This window comes from Geothrix alkalitolerans, from assembly GCF_022808885.1.
Classification (GTDB): Bacteria; Acidobacteriota; Holophagae; order Holophagales; family Holophagaceae; genus Geothrix; species Geothrix alkalitolerans.
Genome location: NZ_JAKZLE010000002.1, coordinates 291,473 through 315,914, shown reverse-complemented (window position 1 = coordinate 315,914; position 24,442 = coordinate 291,473). Strand labels below are relative to the sequence as shown.

17 protein-coding genes are annotated in these 24,442 nt (G+C 68.4%); 7 read left to right on the top strand and 10 right to left on the bottom strand.

Annotation, left to right across the window (positions count from 1 at the left end; translation table 11 throughout):
- The first annotated feature begins 10 nt into the window (after nucleotides 1–10).
- From MLJ35_RS05505 to MLJ35_RS05490, 4 genes are all read left to right on the top strand, one after another.
- Nucleotides 11–874 carry a DUF481 domain-containing protein gene (locus MLJ35_RS05505; RefSeq protein ID WP_243383477.1) on the top strand — a complete coding sequence of 288 codons (864 nt, stop codon included), beginning with the start codon at nucleotides 11–13 and terminating at the stop codon, nucleotides 872–874.
- Nucleotides 875–933: 59 nt separating this feature from the next.
- A complete protein-coding gene (locus MLJ35_RS05500; RefSeq protein WP_243383476.1) occupies nucleotides 934–1,329 on the top strand; it encodes a DUF2914 domain-containing protein in 396 nt (131 codons plus the stop codon).
- Between the two features lie 119 nt (nucleotides 1,330–1,448).
- Nucleotides 1,449–1,925 (top strand): DUF421 domain-containing protein, encoded by a 477-nt coding sequence (locus MLJ35_RS05495; RefSeq protein WP_420843023.1) that lies wholly within the window; start codon nucleotides 1,449–1,451, stop codon nucleotides 1,923–1,925.
- Nucleotides 1,926–1,955: 30 nt separating this feature from the next.
- Nucleotides 1,956–2,843 carry an SPL family radical SAM protein gene (locus MLJ35_RS05490; protein ID WP_243383474.1) on the top strand — a complete coding sequence of 296 codons (888 nt, stop codon included), beginning with the start codon at nucleotides 1,956–1,958 and terminating at the stop codon, nucleotides 2,841–2,843.
- Between the two features lie 48 nt (nucleotides 2,844–2,891).
- Here MLJ35_RS05490 and gltB read toward each other — a convergent pair whose 3' ends face one another.
- Nucleotides 2,892–7,289 (bottom strand): glutamate synthase large subunit, encoded by a 4,398-nt coding sequence (gene gltB, locus MLJ35_RS05485; protein WP_243383473.1) that lies wholly within the window; start codon nucleotides 7,287–7,289, stop codon nucleotides 2,892–2,894.
- Between the two features lie 134 nt (nucleotides 7,290–7,423).
- Between gltB and dnaX the strand changes: the two genes are divergently transcribed.
- Nucleotides 7,424–9,046: a DNA polymerase III subunit gamma/tau gene (gene dnaX / locus MLJ35_RS05480; RefSeq protein ID WP_243383472.1), complete on the top strand. Its 1,623-nt coding sequence runs from the start codon at nucleotides 7,424–7,426 to the stop codon at nucleotides 9,044–9,046.
- Here the strand turns inward: dnaX and MLJ35_RS05475 are convergent, their stop codons facing one another.
- The 6 genes from MLJ35_RS05475 to dnaG form a co-directional block, all read right to left on the bottom strand.
- On the bottom strand, nucleotides 9,047–9,268 hold the full coding sequence (locus MLJ35_RS05475; RefSeq protein ID WP_243383471.1) for a MoaD/ThiS family protein: 222 nt from the start codon (nucleotides 9,266–9,268) through the stop codon (nucleotides 9,047–9,049).
- A 45-nt stretch (nucleotides 9,269–9,313) separates the two neighbouring features.
- Entirely contained in the window at nucleotides 9,314–13,411 is a 4,098-nt protein-coding gene (locus MLJ35_RS05470; RefSeq protein WP_243383470.1) for a translocation/assembly module TamB domain-containing protein, read from the bottom strand.
- Nucleotides 13,411–14,385: a serine/threonine protein kinase gene (locus MLJ35_RS05465; protein WP_243321450.1), complete on the bottom strand. Its 975-nt coding sequence runs from the start codon at nucleotides 14,383–14,385 to the stop codon at nucleotides 13,411–13,413. The genes MLJ35_RS05470 and MLJ35_RS05465 overlap by 1 nt, the downstream gene beginning before the upstream one ends.
- Nucleotides 14,386–14,438: 53 nt before the next feature.
- The gene (locus tag MLJ35_RS05460; protein WP_243383469.1) at nucleotides 14,439–16,058 is read right to left on the bottom strand and encodes an MFS transporter; all 1,620 of its coding nucleotides are present in this window, start codon (nucleotides 16,056–16,058) and stop codon (nucleotides 14,439–14,441) included.
- A gap of 132 nt (nucleotides 16,059–16,190) precedes the next feature.
- Complete coding sequence (gene rpoD, locus MLJ35_RS16110) at nucleotides 16,191–17,912, bottom strand: RNA polymerase sigma factor RpoD (protein WP_338028441.1); 1,722 nt, start codon at nucleotides 17,910–17,912, stop codon at nucleotides 16,191–16,193.
- A 147-nt stretch (nucleotides 17,913–18,059) separates the two neighbouring features.
- A complete protein-coding gene (gene dnaG, locus MLJ35_RS05445) occupies nucleotides 18,060–19,799 on the bottom strand; it encodes a DNA primase (protein ID WP_243383468.1) in 1,740 nt (579 codons plus the stop codon).
- 68 nt (nucleotides 19,800–19,867) lie between these two features.
- Here dnaG and MLJ35_RS05440 point away from each other — a divergent pair, with 68 nt between their 5' ends.
- Nucleotides 19,868–20,863 carry a hypothetical protein gene (locus tag MLJ35_RS05440; RefSeq protein ID WP_243383467.1) on the top strand — a complete coding sequence of 332 codons (996 nt, stop codon included), beginning with the start codon at nucleotides 19,868–19,870 and terminating at the stop codon, nucleotides 20,861–20,863.
- A gap of 37 nt (nucleotides 20,864–20,900) precedes the next feature.
- On the opposite strand, the gene MLJ35_RS05435 is transcribed toward MLJ35_RS05440, so the two are convergent.
- Together MLJ35_RS05435 and MLJ35_RS05430 are read right to left on the bottom strand one after the other, a co-directional pair.
- A complete protein-coding gene (locus MLJ35_RS05435) occupies nucleotides 20,901–22,244 on the bottom strand; it encodes an MFS transporter (RefSeq protein ID WP_243383466.1) in 1,344 nt (447 codons plus the stop codon).
- Nucleotides 22,245–22,314: 70 nt separating this feature from the next.
- Entirely contained in the window at nucleotides 22,315–22,860 is a 546-nt protein-coding gene (locus MLJ35_RS05430) for a hypothetical protein (protein WP_243321437.1), read from the bottom strand.
- A gap of 100 nt (nucleotides 22,861–22,960) precedes the next feature.
- On the opposite strand from MLJ35_RS05430, the gene MLJ35_RS05425 reads away from it, so the two are divergent.
- Nucleotides 22,961–24,154 carry a glycine C-acetyltransferase gene (locus MLJ35_RS05425; RefSeq protein WP_243383465.1) on the top strand — a complete coding sequence of 398 codons (1,194 nt, stop codon included), beginning with the start codon at nucleotides 22,961–22,963 and terminating at the stop codon, nucleotides 24,152–24,154.
- Between the two features lies 1 nt (nucleotide 24,155).
- On the opposite strand, the gene MLJ35_RS05420 is transcribed toward MLJ35_RS05425, so the two are convergent.
- Entirely contained in the window at nucleotides 24,156–24,401 is a 246-nt protein-coding gene (locus MLJ35_RS05420; protein ID WP_243383464.1) for a hypothetical protein, read from the bottom strand.
- Nucleotides 24,402–24,442 lie beyond the last annotated feature (41 nt).

Here is a 24,442-nt window from a genome sequence, read left to right as displayed (position 1 = left end):
AGGAGGAAGTATGCGCCATGCCTGTCTCCCGGTCTTTCTGGCGTCGAGCCTTCTCGTCCCTTCCTGGGCCCAGGAGGCGGCTCCCAAGCGGCCCTGGTCGGACAAGGCGGCCCTGAGCTACGTGGCCGTGGGCGGCAACGCCTCCAGTCAGAGCCTGGGATTCTCGAACGAGTACAAGTACCTCTGGACCGACGCGACCTTCGCCTTCAACGCGGGAGGCGTCCGCGTGTCCACCACCTCCATCGACCGCACGGCTTCTGGGCCCAGCCTCGGCGCCGCCACGGTCGTCGAGACCCGCACCACCAAGACGAGCACGGAGACGTACTACGCGAACCTCCGCTACGACCACAACATCACGGACCGGCTTCAGTGGTTCGGTGCGGCGGGCTGGGAACGGAACATCCCCGCCGGGCTCGAGGCCCGCATGACCGGGCTGGGCGGACTCGGCTACTGGTGGATCAAGGCGGACCGGACGAAGTTCTTCACGGACGCGGGTGTGGGCTACACCAAGGAGAACCTGGTGTTCCGCCCGGCGGGCACGGATGACCGCTTCGCCACGTTCCGGGTGGGGGCGAAGTTCGAGAAGAAACTCTTCGACACCTCGATGTTCACCTCCGAGCTGAGCATCTCCGACAGCTTCAAGGACTCGCAGAACTACCTTGGCGTGTGGCGGAACGCCCTGACCACCAGCCTCTCCTCGAGGCTGGCCTTGAAAGTGGGCTACGACATGACCTACAAGAACAAGCCGGCCTTCGTGGGGGTGCCCGTGGTCCAGACACCGGTGTCCACACCGCCGGTGATCCTGGGCGAGGTGCCCTTCCAGTTGAAGAAGACCGACACCGTGTTCACCACCTCCCTGGTCATCACCTTCTGATGACATCCGCGGCGGCCGGGAGCAGAATGGGGCGTCTTTCCTTTCCAAGGAGCTTTCCCATGCGCAAGGTCCTCCTCCCCCTGCTTGCCTGTGCGGCCCTGGTCGCCCAGGCGCCCGCCCCCAAGGCCGAAGCCAAGGCCAGCGCCGAGGTCAAGGTCGGCACCGGCGTGGAGAAGATGGAGATCCAGGGCGAGTCCGCCTCGTTCAAAGTGCCGGCCGGCACCAGGATCTACGCCTGGACGAAGGTGGCCGGCGCCGCCGACAGCACCGTCACGGTGGTGTTCAGCAAGGGTGAGCGCACCTCGAAGCAGGAGCTTAAGGTGCCCCGCTCGCCCTATCGCACCAACGCCTATCGCACGTTCCGGGCCGGCGATGCCGGTGATTGGACGGTGAAGGTGCTGGGCGCGGACGGGGCGGAGCTGGGCAAGGCGGAGTTCACCGTCGAGATCCAATAGGAAGCCAGGCTCGATCCCGGTGTCCGACGAGGGCGGTGCCTTGACTGGCACCGCCCCTTTGTGTGGGAGGGCCCATGCCCGTCGCCGCGCTCATCGACGCCCTGCCCGTGGGCTCTTCCATGTGGCGCCTCGCGCAGCCTTGGTGGGAATTCGTCCTCCGGGCCCTGCTGGTCTACGGATTCCTGATGGTGATGCTGCGCCTCACGGGCAAACGCCAGGTGGGCCAGCTGGCCCCCTTCGACTTCGTGATGCTGCTGGTCCTGAGCAATGCCGTCCAGAACAGCATGAACGCCGGCGACAACACCGTGTCGGCGGGCTTCATCCTGGTGGGCACCCTCCTGGTGCTGAACGCCCTGATGGCCTGGCTCACATGCCGCAGCAAGCGGGCGGAGACCTTCCTGGAAGGCAGGCCCCAGATCCTCGTGCATCACGGCGTCCCGGACGAGGCCATGCTCGCCGCTGAGCGGATCACCCACCATGAGCTCATGGCGGCGGTCCGGCAGGCAGGCGTGGCGGATCTCGCGGACGTGCGGGTGGCCATCCTCGAAACCAACGGCCGCATCAACGTCATCCCCAAACCGCCAGGCACCCCTTGACTTGACGAATAAAAAGCGAAAACTGAAGGCATGACGCCGCTGCCGCTGCCTTCGGAACCGCCCCCTCTCTTCCAGGGCCTGCTGGTGGAGCCCGAAGAAGCGCGGTCCATCCTGCGGCCCCAGAAGGACGAGCGCTACGGATTCGGCTTCGCCCTCAGTCCCTACCGCGGCTGCAGTCATGGGTGCCGCTACTGCTATGTCCGCGAGTACCCCAATGCCCTGCACCGGCCCGAGGACTGGGGCAACTGGGTGACGCCCAAGTTGAACGCCCCGGAGCTGCTCTGGTCCCAGCGGCACCGGTTGCACGGCGAGCGGGTCTTCATGGCCTCAGCCACCGATCCCTACCAGCCGCTGGAGCGGCAATTCCGCCTCAGTCGCCGCTGCCTGGAGGTACTGCTGCTCTGCCCCACCACCGATGTGATCGTCCACACCCGGTCGCCCCTGGTGCTTCAGGATCTCGACCTGCTGAGGGCCTTCGGTGACCGGCTGACCGTGGGCCTGTCCATCCCCACGGATGACGATACCGTGCGACAGGCGGTGGAGCCCCATGCTCCCGCCATCCCCAGCCGATGGGCAGCCGTCGAGCGCCTGGCCGCCGCGGGCATCGGGGTGACCGTGGCTGTGACACCCCTCATGGCGGTGCACGACGCCCAGGCCTTCGCCCGGCGGGCCAAGGCCAGCGGAGCTTCCGGCGCCTGGGTGGGCGGCCTCCGGCTCCTGAAGCAGGATCCTTTCTACAAGGTGCTGGCGGATCATGGCTGGCTGAAGGTGCTGGATCCGACCTATGCGGAAGGCATCCGGGAGGCGTTCCAGGCGGCGTTCCCGGCCAGGCGGCGCGTTCGCGAGCGGCCCGTGAAGCCTGCGCCGCCCCCGCCGCCACCCATCCGCCAGCCCGGGCTGTTCGACCGGGTGGGCTAGGGCGGTGTAAGGCGGGCGAAGGGGCAACCTCCGTTCCGAGGTGACGCTCTAGAGAACCTGGGCCTGGGGGCTGGCGGCCTTCGCCACGGCCACGGGCACGAAGGGCGAGAAGGCGGCCAGGGCCGCGGGCCAGTCTTCCAGCAGGGCCGCGGCGGTGCGGCTCCCGGTACCGGCGGCATGGGCCTCGAGGAGGTCGCGGAAGAGGGCCTCCTCTTCGGGCCGCCAGGCGATGGGGGCGAGGTAGTCGCGGTTCACCTGGTCGCCGCGCTCCCGCCGCAGGAACAGGCAGCCGCCGGTCATGCCGGCCCCGGCATTGGTGAGGACGGGGCCGAGGATGGCCACGGCCCCGCGGGTCATGTACTCGCAGGCGTGGTGGCCCGCGCCTTCGACCACGGCCGAGGCGCCGCTGTTGCGCACCGCGAAGCGGTCGCCAGCCAGGCCGAGCACCAGCAGCGTTCCGCCCGTGGCGCCGTAGAGGGCGCCGTTGCCCACGATGGCGTTGGTCTCGGGGGTATAGGAGGCTTCCGGATGAGGCACGAGGATGACCCGGCCGCCGGACATGGACTTGCAGACGGAATCGTTGGCCTCGCCCTGCAGGCGGACGTCGAGCCCCTCGGTGAGGAAGGCGCCGAATCCCTGGCCCGCGCTGCCGGTGAAGTCGAGCCGCAGCTGGCCGGGAACCGTCGGATCCTCGCCCTGACGGCGCCGTTCTCGCACCTGGCGGGCGATGGCTCCGGCCAGGGTGGCCAGGATGCCCCGATCGCCGGTGGTGATGGCGTAGCGGTGGTGATGGACGCCCCCTCTCGCGAGGAAGGGCCCCGCGTCCGCCAGGACCTGCTGGTTCAGAGGGGCGACTCCCTCCTGGTTGAAGGGGATCGGGGAGGCCCCGTTCGTCGCGGGGCGGGGCTCCAGGAAGCCCGACAAGTCCAGCTTGCGATCCCTGACGAAGGTCGCGTGCTCGGGGGCCACCTGCAACAACTCCACGCGGTCCTGCAGCTCGGAAAGGGAGCGGACGCCCAGGGAGGCGAGGTGGCGGCGCGCATCCTCCGCCAGGTGGACGAGCATGCGCTGCACCGCCTCGGGACTTCCCGTGTAGCGGGCCTTGAACTTCGGGTCGTGGGTGGCGATGCCAGCGGGGCAGGTGTTCTTTTCGCAGATGCGGGCCATCATGCAGCCTTCGGCCACGAGCAGGAGCTTGCCGAACTCGAACCCCTCGGCGCCCAGGATGGCCGCGGTCACCAGGTCCTTGCCCGTGAGGAGGCCGCCGTCCACGCGCAGCTCCACCTGGCCGCGGAGCTGATTCTCCCGCAGGGCCTGGTGGGCCTCGATGAGGCCGAACTCCCAGGGGAGGCCCGCATGCTTCATGGAGCCCAGCGTGGCGGCGCCCGTGCCGCCGTCGCCGCCGGCCACGTAGAGGATGTCCGCCCCGGCCTTGGCGACGCCGACGGCGATGGTGCCGATGCCCGTGCCGGACACCAGCTTCACGCTGATCTTCGCGCCGGGATGGACCTGCCGCAGCTCGTGGATGAGCTCCTTGAGGTCCTCGATGCTGTAGATGTCGTGCAGGGGTGGCGGAGAGATCAGGTCCACGTCCGGCAGGGAGAACCGGGCTTTCGCGATGGTGGCGTCCACCTTCACGCGCATGAGCTGGCCGCCCTCGCCGGGCTTGGCGCCCTGGGCCACCTTGATCTGGATCTCCTCGCCGGAGACGAGGTACTCCGCCGTAACGCCGAAGCGGGCGGAGGCCACCTGCTTGGTGGAGGCGGTGATGCCGTCGGTCCAGTAGAAGGGATTCTCGCCGCCTTCACCGCTGTTGCTGCGCCCGCCGACGGCCTCCATGGCCAGGATCAGGTCGCGCTGGCTCTCCGCGCTGACGGCCCCGAAGGACATGGCGCCAGCGCCGAAGCGGTGCAGGATGGCCGAGGCATCCTCCACCGCCTCCAGGGGCAGGGGCGTCGCGGCGGTCCGGAAGGCCAGCAGGTGCCTCGGGTTGATGGGCTCGTCGGCCTTCAGGGAGGCGAGGTACTCGCTGTAGAGCTTCCTGGCTTCGTCCGTCCCGGGATCGAGCTCCACCAGGCGATGGAGCAGCCTCGCGCGCGCGGAGGTGAGCCCATGGTGTTCGCCCTCGCCGGGCCGGGGTGATTCCCGGAACTGGTGGGTGTGGAGCAGGCGGTCCATGAAGCCGGCCTGGGCCGCCAGGCTGGTCTTCCGAAGCACATCGCCGGCCAGCTCTTCGTAGCCGATGCCGCCCAGCGGGCTCGCGTGGCCCGGGAAGAAGGTCTCCATCAGCTCGGGCCCCAGGCCGATGGCGGTGAAGAGCTTGGCGCTCATGTAGCTCTGCACCACCGAGATCCCGCTCTTGGCCATGATCTTGAGGAGGCCCGATTCCAGGGCTCCGACGAAATGCTTCTCGCGCTGGTCCGGCGTCAGGCTCCCGAAGCTGGGGTGCTGGTCCTGGCGGGCGATCTCCAGGGCCAGGTAGGGGCAGACCGCCGAGGCGCCGAAGCTGATGAGGGCGGCCAGGTGGTGGGAGGTGCGGGCCTCGCCGGTGTGCATCACGATGGAGGCGTTGAGGCGCAGCCCCGATTCGTTGAGGGTGTGCACCACGGCCCGCAGGGCGATGAGGCCCGGGATGGGCGGCCGCTCGACGCTGGCTTCCCGGTCGCTGAGGATGATGACGCTGGTGCCTTGTTCGACGGCCTTTCGCACGTCCGCGGCCAGCTGCTCGACGGCCGCATGGAAGCCGGCCACGCCGTCCTCCCTCCGGAAGACCATGGGGAAGGTGCGGGGGATGATGTGGGATTCCGAGGGGCGCAGGCTCTGCATCCGCTCCAGGAAGCGCATCTGCCCCAGGTCGAGGATGGGCCGCGGCAGCTCCAGGGCCTCGTTCAGGGGCACCAGGTCCTTGGGGAAGAAGATGTTCGGCGCCCGGCCGAGGAACACCCGGAGGTCGGTGATGTTGCCCTCCCGGATGTAGTCCAGGGGCGGGTTCGTGACCTGCGCGAAGTGCTGGTAGAAGTAGTCGAAGAAGGGCCGCGGCTCCGAGGAGAACACGTTGGGCCGGGCGGTGTCGCCCATGGAACCGATGGCCTCCTTGCCGGTGACGGCCATGGGGTACAGGATCTTCTCCAGCTCCTCGCGGGAGCAGGTGAAGAGGGTCTTCTTGAAGGCGCTGACCGGGCCGGGCCCATCGGTTCCCGGGAGCGATCCGATGGGCCGGGTGCGGGCGTCGAAGGTGGCATCCCGGTGCTCGCGGGAGCGGCCCGGGTCGCGGAAGTGGATCCTGCCGCTGGCCAGGTCGAGCGACACGCCGGTTCCGGCGTAGAGGATGCCCTTGCGGCGGACGGCGGCTTCGTCCACGGGGAAGGAGCCGGCCTCGGAAGCCAGGTAGAAGCGGTCGTCTGTCATGGCCCACCGGGCCGGACGGAAGCCGTTGCGGTCCAGGCGTGCCCCCACGCTGCTCCCGTCGGAGAAGACCAGGAACGCCGGGCCGTCCCAGGGCTCCATGGCGCGGCTCCAGAACGTATAGAAGGCGCTTTGTCCCTCGGCGGGAGGCATCATGATTGCGAGGATGTCCTCCATGTGCGGGATGCTGCTGCGGTAGTGCAGGGCCTCGGCGATCTCGTTCAGGCTGCCGGAATCGCTGATGGAGCCGTGGGTCACGAGCTGATCGGCCTTGAGGCCGATGGACATCTCGCGCGAGATGGCGCGGGACCGGTTGCCCGCGATGGTGTTGATCTCGCCATTGTGGGCGATGAGGCGGAAGGGCTGAGCCTTGTCCCAGGACGTCCGGGTGTTGGTGCTGAAGCGCCGGTGGATCATGGCGAAGCGCGTGACGAACCGGGGATCCTGCAGGTCCAGGTAGAAGCGATCCAGGTCTGCGGCGCGAGTCAGGGCCTTGTAGACGATGGTGCGCGCCGACAGGGAGGCGAAGAAGAACTCGTTCTGGATGCCCTGCTCCACCAGCTTGGTCCGGAGGACCTGCTTGGCCGAGTAGAGCAGCTTGTCGAAGGAGGCGTCCGTCCGGCATTGCACCGGGCGTCGGAGAACGGCCTGGCGCATGGAGGGCATGGAGCGCCGGGCCTCCTCGCCGAGGACGGAGGGATCCACGGGCAGCTCGCGGTAGGCCAGGACATCCAGGTCAAAGAAAGCGAGGGTGGATTCGAAGATCTCCATGGACCGGCGCAGGCGGTCCGGATCCTGGGGCATGAAGAGGCTGGCCACGGCGATGTCGCCGGGCTGGTGGCCCAGCATCTCGAAGGGGATGTCGGCCATGACGCCAGCCCCGTCGCTGCTGACCTGGTCCGCCGCGCAGCCGCCGCGATGCTCCACGCACTTCAGCGCGTGGAGGGCGTCCTCCAGGATGTCGCGGCTGGCCGTGCCGGTCCGGCTGGCGATGAAGCCAACCCCGCATGCGCTGTGCTCGGATCGCGATCCCTCAAGCATCATCTTTTCCTTTCGGGATCAAGCCATCCTAACGAGAATCAGAACGCCTGTGCCTTTGAAACGCCGTATGGAGTTATCAGGCGCGCTTATAGCCCCTGACGGTCCCCTGGACGTTGTGGGAGACTGGACGTCCCATGACCACCCTCGCCCTCAAGTACCGCCCGCGCCTGCTCTCCGACCTGGTGGGGCAGGAGGGGAGCGTGAAGGCGCTCGCCAATGCCCTGAAGCGGGCGAAGGAGAGCGGGCGGATCCACCAGGCCTACCTGTTCGCCGGGGTACGGGGCACGGGCAAGACCAGCACGGCCCGCATTCTGGCCCGGGCCCTGAACTGCGTGGAGGGCCCCACGGCCACGCCTTGCGGCGTCTGCGACCCCTGCCGGGCCGCGGAGCAGCCGGACCAGAACCTGGACATCGTCGAGATCGACGCGGCCAGCCGGGCCTCTGTGGCCGATGCCCGGGCGCTGCGAGAGCAGGTGCAGACGCGCCCCGCCTTCTGCCGCTACCGGGTCTACATCATCGACGAAGTGCACATGCTCAGCACCGAGGCCTTCAACGCCCTGCTGAAGGTCATCGAGGAACCGCCGCCCCACGCCATCTTCGTGCTGGCCACGACGGAGCTGCAGGACGTGCCGGACACCATCAAGAGCCGCGTCCAGATCTTCCCCTTCCGGCTGATCCCCGTGGGGCTCATCGAGGGCCGCCTCAGGCACGTCTGCGAGCAGGAAGGCGTCGAGGCCGAGGGCGGCAGCCTGAGGCTGGTGGCCGAGGCAGGGCAGGGCTCCATGCGCGACGCGCTCACCATCCTCGACCGCGTCATCGCCGCAGGGGACGGGAAGGTGCTGGAGGAATCCGTCCGCGAGCAGCTGGGCATCGTCAGCGCCCACCTGGTGCAGGGCGTGATGTCCGCCCTGGCCATCGGCGACACGGCGGCCCTGGTGGAGGCCTGCCGTGAGCTGAACGAGCAGGGTGCCGACTGGGCCACGTTCTGGCGCGAGCTGGTGCTGGCCTTCCGGGACCGGCTGGAGCAGGAGGCTCGCGCTGCCCGCGGCCCCCAGGACCTGCTGCGCTGGGCCCGCATGCTCCAGCTGCTGCTGAGCCGGGAGCGAGACCTGCGGGACAGCAGCCTGCCGCGGGTGGTGGTGGAGCTGGCCCTGGTGACCGCGGCCCAGCTGCCCCACCTGGCGCCCCTCGATGCCCTCGTGTCGGGCGCTCCAGCCCGCCCTTCGACCCCAGCGGCCGGGCCGCCGCCGGTCCCTTCCAAGGGTCCCCAGGCCGCGCCGGCGCCTGAGGGGCCCCGCAGGCCCACGCCGGCCTCCCCGCAGACCCCTGCCTCTGCGCGCGTCCGGGCTGTGCCCCCGGGCCCGGCCGCTGCCTTGGCCCAGGATCCGTCCGCTCCGCCCCAGCTGCGCATGGCCTGCAGCGAGGCGCTGCGGGGATTGCCCGGGCTGCGTTCCCTTGGCACCGCCCCGCAGATGGCCACGGATTTGCGTTGGGATCCGCCGATCCTGCGCCTCCGCTTCCCCGGCAACGTGCGGCAGACCCTCCAGGACCTGGAGCGCGAGCGGGCGAATCCCCATGTGCTCGCCGCGCTGGCGGCCGTGCTTCCGGGGCTGCGGGAGCTGGAGATCCGTTTCGACGAGGAGCCGGCGGAAGCCCAGCCCGAGCGGCCGGAGGATCGGCTGCGGCGCGAGCCCGGCTTCCAGGACCTGCTGCGGCTCAGTGGGGGCGAAGTGCTGGAGATCCGGCGCGAGGGGTGATCAGCCGCCTGACACGGGGGGCATGAGGGCCACTTCGTCGCCGTCCGCCAGGGCAGTGCTCCGATCCGCGAAGCTCTGGTTCACCGCCAGGAGGGCGTCCTTGGGCAGGGCCGCGAAGCGCGGATCCGCCAGCAGGTCGCCCAGGGTGGATGGCGAGGGCAGGCTGAGGTCGCTGAAGCCCAGCAGGGCGCGGTACCGGGCGAAGCACTTCACCGTGATCATGGAGCCTCCACCTCCACGCTAGCGCCTCCAGCCGTTCGCCTCCAGCTAGTTCGGACTCCAGGAATGCCGGATCTCGCCCGAGGGAGTCAGGCCGGCGCCGCCGCCTTTGCTGGCGCCCAGCTGGAGGATGAAGTTGCCGAAGCGCCACTCCACCTGGCCCGAGGTGATGCTCAGGTTCCCGCTCTTCTTGTGGGAGACCACGAAGGCGCTGCGCTGGCCGAACAGGTTGATGCTCTTGCCCATGGTGACTTCGGTCTCCGTGGTGCCGAGGCTGGTGGTGCGCACGGCCACGTTGACGCGATCCAGGCCCAGGGTGCGGCGCAGCTGCTCCTGGAAGGGCGCGAAGGCCAGGGTGGAGATGAGGCCCGAGCCCGCACTGGCCAGGCCCGAGGTGATGGCGCCCTGGGTGGCGCCGGAAGACGCGCTGGCGGTGCCCACGTTCGCGGCGTTGCCGGGGTTGATGAGGATGGCCACGATCTCGTCCTGGCGCAGGCTCGGCGTGGAGCTGGGCACGATGGCCAGGTTGCTGAGGGTGCCGTGGATGTCCAGGTTCACCGTATACCCGGGAATGGCGGTCACGCTGCCCTGGAGGCTGATGACGGGGTCCAGCGGGCGCAGTTCGGAGAAGGTCAGCGAGCCCCGGTCCACCACCATGTCGCCGGCGGGGAAGATGTTGGTGACCCGGCCGCCGGGCTGGAAGACCAGGATGCCCTTGGGGATGGGGTGCGCCAGGGTACCCACCACCTGGAAGGGGCCCTCGGTCCGCCCGTCGAGCTTCAGGAGGTTGGTGTTGAAGCTCCACGGGTTCCGGAGGTCCAGGTCCAGGTCCAGGCGGATGCGGTCCAGGGGGTCGTCCAGGTCCAGACCCGTCAGCCCGCCGCTGTCGCTCAGGGCGCTGCGGAGGATGAGGTCCGCCAGCTTCACCTCGGTCTGGTAGTTCAGCCGGTCTGCGCGCAGCCGGCCCTTGAGCACGCCCCCGTCCTCGTCGCCATCCAGGGTGGCGCGCAGGGTGCCTTGAATCTCCAGGCCTTCGGGCACATCGCGGAGCTGGAAATTGGCCAGGGAAGCCTTCAGGGCATAAGTGTCCAGGCCGCCCAGCTTCCAGGTGACCCCGCCGGATACCTTCAAGTCGCCGTGGGCGAGGGTGCCCTGCAGGGGCTTCTCGGCCGGGATGGAGATGGTGTGGTCCTTGAACATCACCTCGGCCTGAAGGTCCTCGACACCCTGGTAGCCCCTCAGGTTCAGCCGCCCCTTCTCCAGAGCGAGCCGGCCATCCAGCAGGGGATCGCCATAGGTCCCGTGGACCAGGAGGTCGAAGCGGCTCGTCCCCTGGATCCGGACTTCGGAAAGCAGGCTGTACTCGTCGACCTCCATCACGCGATCGAAGATGGTCTTGAGGTGGGCCAGGTTCGCCCCGCCCTGAGCCCGGAGACCGAGGGGCGCGGCCATGGAGAAGGGCAGGGTGCCCGACAGGCGCAGCCCCGCGGCCTGGGCTTGGGAGGCGTCCGCGGGCATCCGTGCGCCGCCCTCCAGGCTGATGTCCACCTCGGCACCGGCCGCATCGCCATGAAGGGCTGAAGGTTGCGCCTGATGCAGCTCGAAGACGTTGAACTGGGCCGCCAGCCGGTTCAGGGTGCCCGTCCACGCCAGGGCGCGCCCATCCCAGCGCCCATCAGCCGTGGCCTCGAGGGTCAGGTCCTCCAGCAGGTCCTCCGTGAGGCTCCGCGCGAGGGTGTCCGTGCGGGCGCTGTCCGAGGCGATGGTCAGGGCCAGGTGGCCCGCCAGGCTCGGGCCGTCCGGCCGGACCTGGGCCTCCACCACGGGACGGGCCATGCCCTCGATGCCGAGCCGGCCCTCCAGGTGGCCCCGCTCCAGCTTCAGGGAGCCCTCGAGACCCTCCAGGCTGCGGCCGCCGAAGAACATGCGGCCCCGGCTCACCGTGACCCGGCCCTCGGGCAGATCCAGGGATCCGAAGGGACTTGTGATGGGACCCAGCAGGCGCGACTCCACCTGGGCCTGCACCCGGGGTCCGGGCAGATTCAGGAGCTGCGAGTCCAGGCGCCCGGCCAGGTCCACCCACCAGGTCCAGCGCTTGAAGTCCATGTCGGCCTTGCCCGCCAGGGCGAGGGCCCCCTCGGGCTCGGTGCCGGGCCCGCCCAGCAGGTCCAGCCGTTCGCCGATGCGCACATCATCGAGCCGCAGCCGAAGGCGGTCGAGGTCCATGGAGAAGTCCGAGGAGGCCGCTGGAACTTTAATCCCATAAACTTCACCTAACTCGACTTGGGCGGATCCGTTCATCGTGATGTGATCGAACGGGCCCTGGAGGCGGACCCACCCCCCGCCGAGCCCTGTGATGGGCAGCTCCCGGCCGTCGGCGTCCTTCACATCTGCCGCCCGGAGGCCTTCGGCCACGGGGAGGCGGAAGGCCGTGTAGCACATGTCCATCTGCTTCTGGCCCGGGGCGGTCCGGGCCCAGGTGAGCCATAAGTCGCCACCTCCGCGGCCTTCGTCCTTCTTCAGGTCGATATCCGTGACCCGCAGCTCCGTGTCCCGGATCTGGATCTTCGCCTCGACGCTGTCGGCCCGGGCCCCGTGCCAGCGCGGATGAGTGACCTCCCCGGAACCGTCCAGCTCCAGGCCGGTGCCGCGGCTCCAGCGCACCTTGGCCTTGGCCCGGGTCTGGCCTTCCATGTCGAGGTCCACCACCTTCCAGGCGCGGAGGGCCTGGGCCACCTGGCCCGCCCCGACCTCCACCGTGCCATCGGCCTCCAGCTGGATCAGGCCACGGGGCCCGAGCTGCGCCCATCCAGCGCCATCGGCCTTGAGGGCTTCCAGGTCCAGGTGGAGCTGGTCCAAGGTGGCCTGGCCGTTCCGGAGGGTGGCGTGCAGGTTTCCGGCCTCGAGGCCGTGCTGGGCCAGGCTGAGCTGGACCGTTCCCTGCCAGCGATCCGGCCGGCGGAGCACCTCGGGATCCGCAGGCCCCTCCACCTGGGCCTTGAGGTTGCCGCGGAGCCCCTGGAGCTCCGGCAGCCGGAGGAGCCGCCCCAGGACTTCCAGGTCCAGGTCCTGTCCCGTGAGCGTGCCCTTGGCTGGCTGTTTCCGGGACCAGCCGCCTTCCAGGGAGATGTCGCCCTGGGATGACAGCCAGCGGAGGTGGCTCAGCTGGAAACCCTCGAGGTTTCCGCTGCCGCGAAGATCGAGGTTGCCTGGGGCCAGGGCGCCTTCAGAGGGCCGCAACCCCGCGCCGTCGGCGCTCACGGTCCATCGGAGGTCCGAGAACGTTCCTCGCGCGGAGACGTCCAGGTCGAGGTCGCCGGTGAGCGGGGGGCGCTTCATGCCGCCCCAGTGGGCCGCCTGGGCTAGGGCCATGACGCCGGTCGCCCGGGCGTCCAGGCGCTCTGGGGAGCCGGGCTTCTTCACGTCGAAGCGGCCATGCAGCCGGATCTGGCTCTCCCCCAGACGGAAGTAGCCCTCCTTCAGGACCACGAACTGTTCGGCGACTTCGCCGTTCAGGTCCAGGCGCCCCTTCTCCCATCCGTTCGGCCCCCTGACCATCCACTGCGGACCCGCCACGTCCACGCGGAGCTGGTTGGGAGCCGTCCCAGTGGCCTTCACCTCGAACCGGTACTGCATGGGTGGCAGGCCCCGGAGCGGTTCAGGGATGTCGATCTCGCCCCCGGTGATGCTGAGCAGGTCCAGACGCACCTGGGGCAGGGGACCTTTGCGGGGCGGGTGCTCCTTGAGGTGGATGGCCGCCAGACCGGCTTCCGTCAGGCGCAGGTGGGGATGTTCCACCCGGATCGAGAAGATGCGGTGCGTGGGGGCGAGGAGGGATGTGAGGTTCGCCTGGACCTCCACGCGCTGGACTGTCAGGAGGTCCCCACCCAGCCGCACGTCCCGCATGGAGGCGGATCCGAAGAGCGGATGCAGCTCCAGCTGGCCCACTTCCAGGGAGAGCCCTGTCTCCTCCCGCACCAGCCCATCCAGCTTCGAGATGGCCCAGCGCAGCACCACGGGCCGGGTGGCCACCCAGGGGACGATGGTCACGGTGGCGACGCCGGCCACCAGGACGTAGGAGATCCTCCGTACCCAGCGGCGACCCCAGAGTCGCTGCACGGCTTCCTTGGTGGGATGCCACACCATCAGCGTTCAATCTTTTCGCGACAGCTGGGGCAGCTCTTGGCCATGCGGGGCAGCTGGCGGAAGCAGTAGGGGCAGAGCTGGGCCTGGGTGGTGGCGCGAAGGGTCGGATGGGGGCCGGAGCTGTTCGTGGAGAGCACGGCGGTGCCCAGGGGCCGGGTCTCTCTGGCCACACTGTCCCGGAGCCGGCGCAGCGCCTCCAGGAAGGCCTGGGCCGACAGGTAGCGCTCGCCGAGGTTCACAGCGAGGGCTTTCATGACGACTTCGGAGAAGGCCTTGGGGACCACGGGGTTGCGCAGGTGGGGGGCCGTGATCTGCTGGCTGGTGAAGGCCTGGGCGATCTTGAGGGGATCCGCGTCGTAGAAGGGCACGGTGCCCGTGAGCATCTCGTAGAGGGTGATGCCCAGAGACCAGAGGTCGGACTGGAACACAGCCCGGCCGCGGAAGTGCTCGGGCGCCATGTAGGGGGGAGAGCCGATGCGCGTGGGCGCGTAGGGCACGTGCTGCAGCTCCAGCACGCGCGAGGTGCCGAAGTCGGTGACCTTGGCCACGCCTTCGCGGTTCACCAGGATGTTGGCGGGGCGGAGGTCCCGGTGCAGGATCTGGTGGCCGTGGGCGAAGGCGATGGCGCTGCAGACATCCAGGCCGATCTCCAGGGCCCGGGTGGGCGGCAGCGTACGCTCCCGACGGATCATGCGGTCGAGGCTCTCGCCTTCGACGTATTCCAGGACCATGAAGAAGATCCCGTTCTTCCGCTCCACGGTGATGAGCTCGACGATGTTCGGATGCTTCAGGCCCGCCATGATGCGCGGTTCCTTGAGCAGGTCCACGATCTCGTCCTGCTGCTGGTGCGGCACCTTCAGGGCCACCTTACGGTTCACCCAGGTGTCCATGGCCAGATAGACAGCTCCGAAACCGCCCGAGCCGAGGCGGTCCAGGATCTGGTATTTCCCCAGGGTCTGGTCCTTGGAAAGCACGGGCGCGGGCTCCGAAGCGATGGAACCAGCATGACCGAAATGGACTGCGAATCCTATTCCAGGATGCGGTCCAGGATGGAGTCCCGCCCTTCCCAGGCGGCGGTCAGGTGGCGGACTCGGGGCCTCGGCTCCACGCACAGGCTGTAGGCCCTGCGCAGGAACGCCCGGTCCTCCACCGTGGCGCGATGATGCTGGCGCAGGTGTTCGCCCCAGCTGGAGCTGAGGAAGCTCTCCACGAACCGCACCTGGCCCGGATCGGGCGGCACGAGATCCTGGAAGAGCGACCACCGCACGGCGCCGTCCCGGTTGCGGATGCGGCGGACCTCGCGCATGGCCTCCCGGAAGGCGGTCTTGTTCGGCTCGGGGACCCGGTACTCGAGCACCGTGAGGATGGGGCCCTCGTGGGGGTCGATGGGGCCGGGGGAGTGGGGCTGGAGGTGGTGGGGGCTCAAGTCCAGGGGCTGGTGGAGCGCCTGGATCTTCAGGCGGGCCGTGGCCAGCAGCATCAGCAGCATGCCGATCCCCGCGCCGGCGAAGGCGACGTGGATGCCCCAGCGCTCGCCCACGGCGCCCCAGAAAGCGGCCCCTCCGGCCATGGCCCCGCCCCAGACGGTGATGTAGACCCCGAGTGCCCGGGCCCGCACCCAGGACGGCACCGAGAGCTGGACGCCGGTGTTGCAGGTGCTCAGCACGGTCAGCCAGCCGGCCCCGCCCACCAGGAGCACCAGCCCGACGGCGGGGGCGTGGTTGAGGAAGGCCAGGGCGAGGAGCCCCGCCGCGAAGGTCGCCGTGGCGAGGGCCATCAGCTTGTTGGGAGTGAAGCGCCGGCGGAGCCCGGGAAGCACCAGGGTGATGCCCACGGCCCCGGCCCCGGTGCAGCCGAGAAGAAGGCCGAACGCTGTGGAACCGAGGTTGAGCCGGTGGATGGCCAGTGTCGGCAGCAGCGAGAAAATCGGGCCGCCGAAGAACACGAATCCGCCGCCCCGCAGGAGGATCACCTGGAGCGGCTTGCTGTGCCAGGCGTAGCGCAGGCCCACCTTCATGGCCGCGCTGAACCGCTCCGCGGGCAGATCCGTGGTGACGGGTTGGCGCTTCCAGCCCTTGAGGACCAGGAGGACCCCGACGAAGGAGACGGCGTTGAGGGCGAAGGCCCAGGTAGCTCCCAGCCACCCCACCACCAGGCCCCCGAGAGCCGGACCCACGGCCCGGCTCACATTGAACCCGGCGCTGTTGAGCGCGACGCCCGCCGCGATCTGCTCCTTCGGCACCAGGTCGGGCACCGAGGCCTGCCAGGCGGGCGAGTTGAGGGCCGCTCCCACTCCCAGCAGCAGGGACATGCCGATGAGCACGCCGGGCGTGACCAGGTGGAGGGCCGACAGGACCGCCATGGCAGCCGCGGCCAGCAGCATCCAGGCCTGGGTGGCCAGGAGCATCCGGCGCCGGTCCACGATGTCGGCGATGGCGCCGCCCGGCATGGAGAGGACCAGCATGGGCAGAGTGGCGCCCGTCTCGATGAGGCTCATGAGCAGGGGAGATCGCGTGATCTCGCCCATGAGCCATTTTTCGCCGACGCTCTGCACCCAGGTGCCCACGTTCGAGGCCATGGCCGCGATCCAGATCGCGAAGAAGATGCGGCTGCGGAGCGGGGCGAAGGCGCTTTTGGACTCGGTCACGGGCTAAGGCTACTCACAGAATGAAGGGAAAACACTCGCAGAGGCTGCAGAGAAGGAAGAGGGTCGCAGAGGAAAAATAGTGTTTTCTTCCTCTGCGACCCTCCGCTGCCTCCACGCCCTCGGCGTGTGTTCTTAACCCAAGAAGGCCTTCAGGGTCTTGGAATACCGCGGGTGGCGGATCTTTCTCAGAGCCTTGGACTCGATCTGCCGGATGCGTTCGCGGGTGACGGCGAACTCGCTGCCGACCTCTTCAAGGGTGTGCTCCGAGCCGTCGTCGCCCACCCCGAAGCGCATGCGAAGGACGCGCTCTTCGCGCTCGCTGAGGGTGTTGAGCACGTTGCGGACAGTCTCCTTGAGGCGCTGCTGGACCACCTGCTCCACGGGGGAGACGACCGTCTTGTCCTCGATGAAGTCGCCCAGGTGGGAATCCTCCTCCTCGCCGATGGGGGTTTCGAGGGAGATGGGTTCCTGCGCGATCTTCATCACCTTGCGGACCTTGCCCACAGGCATGTCCATGGCGTGGGCGATCTCTTCGCTGGAGGGTTCGCGGCCCAGCTTCTGCACCAGCTCGCGCTGGGTGCGGATGAGCTTGTTGATGGTCTCGATCATGTGGACGGGGATGCGGATGGTGCGGGCCTGGTCCGCGATGGCGCGGGTGATGGCCTGCCGGATCCACCAGGTGGCGTAGGTGGAGAACTTGAAGCCGCGGCTGTACTCGAACTTGTCCACCGCCTTCATGAGGCCGATATTGCCCTCCTGGATGAGGTCCAGGAACTGCAGGCCGCGGTTGGTGTAGCGCTTCGCGATGCTGACCACGAGGCGGAGGTTGGCTTCGATGAGCTCGGCCTTGGCGGCGCGGCTGATGCTCTCCGCGGCCTTGAGCCCGTTGAAGTCCTTGTGGAAGTTGTCGCTGGTGGTCTCGTACTTGGCGAAGAAGTCCTCCAGCGTCTTCTCGATGTGGGCCAGCTCGTCCTTGTAGCGGTCCTTGAGCTTGGCGAAGGCGGGGTTCTTGAGGCGGTCCCGCAGCTCGCGGCATTTCCGCTCGCCGGCCATCACCTGGCTGTGCTGGTGGGTGATCTTGTCGATGAGCCGCGTGACGGCCAGGCTGTTGAGCCCCAGCTTGCGGATCTGGCGGGACAGGCGGCCGCGGGCCTGGAGGATCTCGCGGTCGAGCTTGCGCTTCTTGGGCAGGGTCTTGGTCCCGGCGTCCACCTGGAGCTTCACCTCCAGCAGGTCCTGGAGAGCCTGGTCGTAGACCAGCAGCTTCTCGAACTGGTGGTGCACATGCTGGGTGGCGGAGGTGCTCTCGGCATCCTCGTCGTCATCCACCTCGTCGGAAAGGCCCACCACCTCGCGGATCTTGCCGGGGTTCTCCTTCAGCATCTTGCCGATGTCGATCAGCAGGCTGGCGGCCAGGCGGCTGCGGGAGAGGGCGCGCATGACGCTGCGGACGCCCACTTCGATGCGCTTGGCGATCTCGACTTCGTCCTCGCGCTTGAGGAGGGGCACCGTGCCCATCTCCTTGAGGTACATGCGGACGGGGTCGTTGAACTTGTCGCTGTCGGGGCTGTCGATCTCGATCTCGAGGTCCTTGTCGCCCTTGCCACCCTCGACCATGACGAATTCGGGCTCGATGGCCTCGCGGGCGGCCTGGGCCTCCTCCTCCGTGGCGCCGATGCCGACGCCCAGACGGGCGAACAGACCCATGACCTGTTCCAGGTCCGTGGGGCTGGAAGCGGTATCGGGGAGGAAGTCATTGAGCTGGTCGACCAGCAGGAATCCGTTTTTCCTTCCGATGGAGATCAGGGCTTTGGTCAGGGCGTAGTAGGCATCGCGTGGTGGCGTCGGAACCATTCGGACCTCAAAGAGCGCTGCATGCATCGGGCCAGTGGGGCGGGGGAACCCGGGGCCGAGGGGAAAACAGAACACGGCCAATGTACCGGGCCGAGTCCGGAACTTTTCAGTATAGGAGATCTGTACGTTCAGGCAAGGCCCGGATCTTCAGGGCTGTCCCCCCATCGCCCCCCGCCGGCGGCGCGAGAGATCCTTCTGGCGGGCCAGCAGCTCGTTCTGGCGGGCCATGATCCGGTTCGTGAGGGCGGCATCCACCAGGGTGCGTGGATCCTGCAGCAGGCGGTTGTTGGCCTGGAGTTCCCGATCGACGTACCGGGTCTCCAGCCTGGTGAAGAGCGCATCGGCGTCACGGCCGGCCTCGTCCTGCCGGCTGGCCTGAGCTTCCAGGTGCCGGATCGCCGCCAACGCCCCCTCGGGAAGGCGGGCCGGGTCCCCCTCGGCATCCAGCAGAGCCTGGAGCAGGGGGGCCCCGTCCAATCCTTCCCACCACGTGGGTGGCAGCTCCTGCACCCGGTGCCAGTGGCCGGCGGTGCTGAGGAGCAGCAAGCTGCGGATCAGGTCGTCCATCACGGGCAGGGGGGCGGCGCCAGCTGGGGCCTGCTCCGTTTCTCCCGCCGAAGCCTGCCGGCCACGCACCGCCCGATCCAGTTCCTGGAGGGGCACCTGGAGTTGATGGGCCAGGCTGGCGAAGAGGTCGCGGCTCTCGGTGGTGCGGGGCAGGTAGGGCAGGAAGTCCAGCAGATCCTTGAAGGCACCCATGCGATCAGAGATGCGGCGCAGGTCCTTGCCTTCCATGGCCCGGTCGATCATGAAGGCCGTCCAGTCCGGCGCGGTCCGCAGCAGGTCCTGGAAGGCCTCGCCGCCCAGCTTGAGGCACCAGGTGTCGGGGTCCTCGCCCTGGGGCAGCTCGAGCAGGCGCACCTCGAAGCCCAGAGGCAGGGCCAGGCGCAGGCTCTTCTCCATGGCCCGGCGGCCGGCGGCGTCGCCATCGAAGCAGAGGATGACCCGCCGGGCGAAGCGGCCCAGGGCCTTGAGGTGCTCTTCGGTGAGGGCCGTGCCCAGAGGCGCCACGGCCTGGTGGATGCCGTGCTGGTGGAGCTGCAGCACGTCGAAGTAGCCCTCCACCACCAGGGCCCCTTCCTTCATGGCGCCCTTGGCCCGATGGAAGCCGAAGAGGGTCTCGCCCTTGTGGAAGAGGGCCGTGTCACGGGTGTTGAGGTACTTGGGCTGGCCCTCCCCCATGATCCGCCCGCCGAAGGCCACCAGCCGGCCCCGCGCATCGTGGATGGGGATGGTCAGGCGGTTGCGGAGGAAGTCGATCTGGGTGCCGCGCTCACTGCGGCTGGCCAGGCCCGCCTGCTCCAGCAGCTCGCCGGAGAAGTTCAGGCCGCGCAAGTGGGTCACCAGGGGGTCCCAGCCGTCCGGCGCCATCCCGAAGCCGGCCTCGGTCACGAAGGGACCCTCGTAGCCCCGCTGGCGGAGGTAGGCCCGGGCCGCCTCGTGGCGGTCCAGCTGCCGCTCGTAGAAGGCCTGGGCCGCTTCCAGGGCGGCCCGAAGCCGGGTCTCCAGGTCCACCTCGGCCGCCGGCCGCTCTCGGCGCTGGGGCAGGTCGATGCCCGCGGCCCGGGCGAGCTGCTCCAGGGCCTCGGGGAAGGTCATGCCCTCGCGCTCCATGAGCCAGGCGAAGGCGTCCCCGTGCTTGCCGCAGCCGAAGCAGTGGTAGAAGCCACGGTTGGGCACCACCTGGAAGCTGGGGCTGCGCTCGGCGTGGAAGGGGCAGAGGCCCACGAAAGCCGAGCCCTGCTTGCGCAGCTTCACCGCCTGACCCACCAGGGCCAGCAGATCCGTCGCGTCCCGGACGCGCTCGACGATCTCGCGGTCACGCATGTACCAGGCATATCACGAGCACGGCGGAAAATGGCGTGGCATGCTTGAGGATTCGTACGGTGAATCCCATGAGCCAGCTCCTCGACACGATTCTCCTCTTCAGCCTGCCAGCCTCAGGCAAGTCGGAGGTGCGCCGCTACCTGGCCAGCCTGACGCCGGACCAGTGCCGGAACGACTTCCACATGGGCCCCACCCTGCAGCTGGACGACTACCCATACGTCCACCTCATGCACCGGATCGACGACGAGCTGAAGGCGAATGGCCTGGGTTACGCCTACTACCACGGGCCCAGCCGCCCCTTCCGCGACAACTGGACCTGGGCGGTCCTCATCGAACTGCTGAACGAGGACCACGCGAACCTCATGGCCAGCCGCCAGATCGAAACGGCCAGCGCGGCCCAGCACCTCTTCGACCGCCTGGACACCGCCCACGCCAAGGTGGGCCTGCCCGAGTACCTGGGCGATCTCCCCCACCGCATCCGGATCCGCATGGCCGAGGCCCTCGAGGCCGAGTGCCGAGCCGAGCTGGATGCCCTCAACCGTCAGAACGCCCAGGACAAGGCTGGCCGCACCCTGGTGATCGAGGCCGCCCGGGGCGGGGCCCATGGTTCCGCCTTCCCCCTGTGCCCGCCCCACGGCTACGAGACCGCCTTCCAGACTCTGGATCCCGCCATCCTCGAGAAGGCTGCCGTGCTCTATGTGTGGGTGGATCCCTCCGAGAGCCGCCGCAAGAACATCGAGCGCGGCCGCCCCGACGGCCAGGGCAGCATCCTGCACCACAGCGTTCCCATGGAGGTCATGCTGGGACAGTACGGCACGGACGACATGGCCTGGCTCATGGAACAGAGCGACCGGGCCGGCACCATCCGCGTGGAGCGCGTCGTTCCCGCTGGCGACCGCCACGAGACCAAGGTCTACCACCTTCCCGTGGCCCGCTTCGACAACCGGAACGACCTGACCACCTTCGTCCGCGAAGAGCAGAAGCTATGGAAGCCCGCCGACGTGCAGGCCATCCACAGTGGCCTGAAGGCGGCATTCGACCAGCTGGCGTCCGCCGGACGATAACTGACAGCCGATAGCCGATGGCTGACAGCTCCTGAATTCAGTGCGCCCCGGCCCCCGCTTTGGCGTTCCAGATGCGGGTCATGATGAAGGCGCCGATGAGGCTGAAGGGGATGATGGAGCCAACCCAGACCCAGGCGTGGCCGGGCTGGTGGCCGACGGCGGCGACGCCGTCCCAGCCGTAGGTCTTGAGGATCCAGCCCAGGCCGAAACCCGTGAGGCCCGAGCCGATGTACTGGATGCCGTCCAGGGCGCCGGCCACCGAAGCTGCGGCCTTGCGCCCGCCGAAGTCCATGCTGGCCGTGCCGCTGAGCATGCCGTGGACGCCGAAGATGAACATGGCCGTGAGGCCCAGCAGCACCACCGCCCAGACCTGGCCGCCCCAGGTGCCCTGGCCCAGCGCCATGCCAAGCAGCCCCAGCATCACCACCTGCACCAGGTAGAAGAGGAAGGCCACCGGCGGGCGGCGCGACTGAAACAGCTTGTCGCTCATCCAGCCGCAGAGCAGGCCGCCCAGGATGCCGCCACCCATGAAGGCGATGCCCGTCCACCAGAAGAGGTGGTCCTTTTTCCCGAGGTGGTAGACCTCCTGCAGGTATTCCGTGAAGTAGAGCATCACGCCCTGACGGACGAACCCCGTGCAGAACTCCGCGAAGATGAGGGAGACGACGATGGGGTTGTGGAAGACCTTCCGCATGAGGTCCCCGAGGGGCAGGGGCGTCTCGTCGGCGGAGCCAGCATTGGAGCCGTCGCCGGTGTCGAAGTCCGCGTGGCCGGCATGGCTGGGGCGGTTCCTGACGAGGAACCAGTCCACGCAGAACATGAAGGCCATCGCGGCGGCGGGCACGAACCAGATGACCGTCCAGCTGTGGAAGCTGGCCAGCAGCCAGGCGCCGATGGTCGTCGCCAGGAAGTAGCCCGAGCTGATCATGATGCCGAAAATGCCGCCGAAGACCCCGCGCTCGCTCACGTGGAACCAGGTGCTGTTCACCTTGACCACGGAGAGGGCGCCGAAGCTCTGGAAGTACATGTTCAGGCTCCAGAGCAGGCTCATGCTCAGCAGAATCTGAGTGACATGGTTGTTCAGGAACATGAACCCGATCATCAGGTTCAGGAGGGCCGCGCCGATGGCGCCCACGAGGATGGCCTTGCGTCCGCCGATGCGGTCAGCCAGCGGCCCGTTGAAGGCCACGGCCAGGCCGTAGGTCCAGAAGCCGGCCGAGGCGATGAGGCCCATCTGCGCCTTGTCCAGGTGGTACCAGGCGCCGATGTCGTTCTTCACGATGTTGAAGTTGTAGCGGCCCATGTACATGGCCGCGTAGGTCAGTCCCAGGGGGAACCAGTTCAGGAACCGGCGGAAGCGGAAGGCGGGACTGTGATCCAAGGGAACCTCGATGCCTTCAAGGGTAATGGAGGGCCCCCCGGGGACCCAAGCAACGAGGATGTAACGGGGATCACTCCGCCTTTCGGAAGGCCTCGTCGGTGCCCGTCAGCTCCCAGCCTCCCCGGCGCCGCTCGAAGGTGGCGTGGCGCTGCTTCGTCTGGCCGATCGGGGCGTCCGGGTGCAGGGACTGGAAGATCGGGAACTGGGCGGTGGGCTTGTCCAGGCGGATCTCGTAGGTCACGCGGGCGCCCTCGCGGGTGGGCTCCATGCGGACCGCGCGCACGAAGACAGCCTCGGCCGCGGGCATGGAAAAGCCCTTGGGCGCCGCCTTGATGTCCTTCGGGGCGGATGGTTTCAGGCGGAAGGTGAAGGTCTCCCGGCCGCCCTCGGCCTGGACAGCGCTGTCGAACCAGCCGGTCTTGTCCAGATTCTCCTTCAACGTCACCAGGCGCAGGTGCTCGGGGCTGCCCTTCTCGGCGGAGGCCTTCTCGGGCACGGTGACAGGCACAACCACGGGATAGCCCTTGCGGATCAGGTCTTCGGCCTTCGCCCGCTCCAGTCTGGAGCTGCAGGCCAGCGTCAGGAGGAGGACGGGCAGGAGCAGGGCAGGGCGCATGGATGGATCCTTTCCAGTTCGCAAGGATGGTGACACAACCGGGCGCTTGTCACGCAACCTCGCAGTATCCTATGGGGCTCTGAATGCTGAGGAGACCGCCGTGAACCCTGCCTACCTGGCCCACCTGACCCGCGAGATCGAGCAGCTGAAGGAGGCGGGGCTCTACAAGACCGAGCGTGTCATCACCTCGCCCCAGCAGCCGCAGATGAAGGCGAACGGCAAGGATGTGATCTGCCTCTGCGCCAACAACTACCTGGGCCTGGCGAATCATCCCGAGGTGATCGCGGCCGGCAAGTCCGTGATGGACGGGCACGGCTTCGGCATGGCCTCGGTGCGATTCATCTGCGGCACCCAGGACATCCACCGGGAGCTGGAGCAGAAGCTGGCCGCCTTCCTCGGCTTCGAGGACACCCAGCTCTACTCCAGTTGCTTCGACGCCAACGGCGCCATCTTCGAAGGGCTCCTGGGCGAGGAGGACGCCATCATCAGCGACGCGCTGAACCACGCCTCCATCATCGACGGCATCCGCCTCTGCAAGGCCCAGCGCTTCCGCTACGCCAACTCCGACATGGCCGACCTGGAGGCCCAGCTCAAGGCCGCCGACGCTGCCGGGGCGCGGTTCAAGTTGGTGGTGACCGACGGTGTGTTCAGCATGGACGGCTACATCGCCAAGCTCGCGGAGATCTGCGATCTGGCCGAGAAGTACGGCGCCATGGTCATGGTGGACGACAGCCACGCCGTGGGCTTCATGGGCGCCAATGGCCGGGGTACCCATGAGCACTGCGGTGTCATGGGCCGCGTGGACTTCATGACCGGAACCTTCGGCAAGGCCCTGGGCGGCGCCTCCGGCGGCTACATCGCCGGGAAGCAGATCGCCATCGACTGGCTGAGGCAGAAGGCCCGTCCCTACCTGTTCTCCAACTCCGTGGCTCCCGCCATCGTGGCCGCCACGCTGAAGGTGCTCGACCTGCTCAAGAACAGCCAGGGCCTCATCAAGCAGGTCCACGAGAACGCCCGCTACTTCCGCGCCGGTATGGAGAAGGCCGGGTTCAAGCTGCTTCCGGGCGAGCACCCCATCGTGCCGGTCATGCTCTACGACGCGCCCCTGGCCCAGGAATTCGCCAAGCGGCTGCTGGACGAGGGCGTCTACGTCATCGGCTTCTTCTTCCCCGTGGTGCCCAAGGGCCAGGCCCGCATCCGCACCCAGATGAGCGCCGCCCACACGAAGGCCGATCTGGACCACGCCATCGCGGCCTTCACCAAGGTGGGGCGCGAATTGAAGGTGATCGCCTGACCTACAGCACGATGTACCGGTAGATCCCCGGCTCCTGCTCCTTCAGCAGGAGCTGGATGGTCCAGCGGCCGTCCGGGTAGCGTTCGTACATCGTGGCGCTCAGGACGGACTCTTTCAGCCACTCCCGGATGTCTTCGTAGCGCTCGAAGGCGGGCGGTGTCCAGGTTTCGCCCCCGGCCCCCCGGGCGGCGGATCCTGGCTTGATGTAATCCAGCAGGCGCGCCAACGCGGCTTCGGGTGTCGACATGGAGGCTCCGGGCGATCAGTTCGGACAGGAGGGCGGTTCGA